The following is a 1,862-nucleotide window of genomic DNA, read 5'->3' as shown; positions in this document are numbered from 1 at the left end:
TAATTTTACAATCTGCATTTTTTATTTTCCCGATCCATATATTTGATATCGGTACTGCTTATATTAAAATTTATTGATATTATACTTGTAGTTATTTATCTTATGTAAATCTTTTGAAACAATTAAAATATTTAGTTGAATATTCAGTTATTTGAGGTAATCGTGAATAATCCTTCTTACTGTTAAATATCAATTATTATTATTTTGCACTCCCTGCAAAGGTAGGCTATACACTTCTTCTCATCCCAAATTGTAGGATAATACTTACTCGTCAATTCTATCACTTTATCTTCATATTCCTGAGAAAAAAAAGATAATAAATCCTCATACCATTTACCTTTTTTGCGTTCAGGAACCCACTTGATATCATGAGGTGAATCCCCTCCACCTCTGGGAATTTCTCCCCTTTCCATAATCTTTCCACAGTATGGACATCTTTTATTAAACTTTTCCATATAATCTCCATTCTACATTAAATATAGGGTTTTATAGCTTCATCATATATATCCAGAAGCACAGGTTCTGTTTCTATTACTCTGATATTTCCTTCACTATCTGTATACTCCATATTTGCACCTGCATACTGCATCATTCTGTATTTCTTCCGGCCATCATCCATAAATTCTACTGCCTCTGTCCTTCTCATATCTGTCAATTTTTCTATTCCTTCTTTAAGCAAATGATTTCCATATATCAATAATACTAAGAAAAATATTATAAAGCAAAAAAACCATTTAGGCTTTAATTTGTTTCTCATTACAATAATACATCCCCATGAAGCTATTCCTTATACTCCTATTTCAATAAGCCAAATAAATTAACTAAGCTAATCCTATTGACTGATACTTCTTTAATTTCTCCATTTCCATAATCATATATAAACTTTCCAGGTCAACCTGTTCTGTCATGTCCAACTATGTCAAGTAAAGAGGCGAAATCACAATATATTCGGTACTTTTTTCTTCCAAAAACTCTTCCAAGTCCTTAAAAATCCATTGTTCATACTCATCTTTTTTCATATGAAACTCTTTTAAAAACGCTTCACTTCTTTCAAAAAATAACTGATTTTGCATACTCTCAATATCCATTATCACCTTACCCCATAAAAATATTGTATTTAAATTGCCTTATCAAGAAGTCATATTTAAACATTGCTTACTATTATTTTAAATAAACTCTATATTCTAAAGTTTTTGCTTTACTTCTTTATCCATATTTATATATCTTTAAGATAATTCTCAAATAATATCCCAAGTGATAAAGTACCTGACTCTGTTATGATATTAATCTTTCCATTTCCATAATCATATATTATTTTTGTTGGTTGTTCCGTCCCATCATATCCTATCGTATCTAATGCTCCCATATTAGATACCCCTTCGACCTTGTCATGACTTAAATATTCCCACAATTCATTTATATTTTTTACATCAGCGAATTCTATTATTCTTTCAGTTTCAGTTATTGTCTTATATTCTTCTTCAGCATAATTCCATAACCTAATATGCTTCATATTATCATTAAAGTTATTTATTCTTTCCTGTGTGTATTCTCCTTCTATAAAGCGAAAGCTGCCAAATTTATCCGTTTCCCCGGCAATATATTCTTCCTCTTCTGTATCTATACTTTTCATATCATTTTCCTCTTCTATTATAAATACCTCACCTTTATGATTTGTAAACTCTAATTTTGCATACACAAATTTTGAAAGTCTATATCGTAAAAAACCTTCACTCCTAAAATTATAAGCCTTTTGTTCTCTCTCAAATCTTACTTGTTCAATATATGCTTTTAATTTCTGTACTCCCAATATCAAAATACCTGCAAGAATAAAAAATAAATATATACATATTATATTTCTT

General features: G+C 29.1%; 3 protein-coding genes and 1 pseudogene. All 4 read right to left on the bottom strand.

Annotated elements, in window-relative coordinates; all coding sequences use genetic code 11:
* Positions 1-182: 182 nt before the first annotated feature.
* A complete protein-coding gene (locus HMPREF0381_RS03040) occupies positions 183-455 on the bottom strand; it encodes a PF20097 family protein (protein ID WP_008750401.1) in 273 nt (90 codons plus the stop codon).
* A 20-nt stretch (positions 456-475) separates the two neighbouring features.
* A pseudogene (locus HMPREF0381_RS03035) lies at positions 476-757 on the bottom strand (hypothetical protein); the annotation flags it as partial.
* Between the two features lie 157 nt (positions 758-914).
* Positions 915-1,088 (bottom strand): hypothetical protein, encoded by a 174-nt coding sequence (locus tag HMPREF0381_RS14785; protein WP_008750399.1) that lies wholly within the window; start codon positions 1,086-1,088, stop codon positions 915-917.
* A gap of 128 nt (positions 1,089-1,216) precedes the next feature.
* Positions 1,217-1,862 (bottom strand): hypothetical protein (locus HMPREF0381_RS03030; RefSeq protein WP_040461097.1); only part of this gene is annotated, 646 nt, incomplete at its 5' end.

It is taken from the genome of Lachnoanaerobaculum saburreum DSM 3986 (assembly GCF_000185385.1).
GTDB classification, from domain to species: Bacteria; Bacillota; Clostridia; order Lachnospirales; family Lachnospiraceae; genus Lachnoanaerobaculum; species Lachnoanaerobaculum saburreum.
The sequence above is the reverse complement of the archived record's forward strand: the minus strand, read 5'-3'. Positions and strand labels throughout refer to the sequence as shown.

Bases quoted from the DNA above. Each gene is read 5' to 3' on its own strand.
- HMPREF0381_RS14785 (WP_008750399.1), bottom strand. From the start codon at position 1,088: ATGGATATTGAGAGTATGCAAAATCAGTTATTTTTTGAAAGAAGTGAA.
- HMPREF0381_RS03040 (WP_008750401.1), bottom strand. From the start codon at position 455: ATGGAAAAGTTTAATAAAAGATGTCCATACTGTGGAAAGATTATGGAA.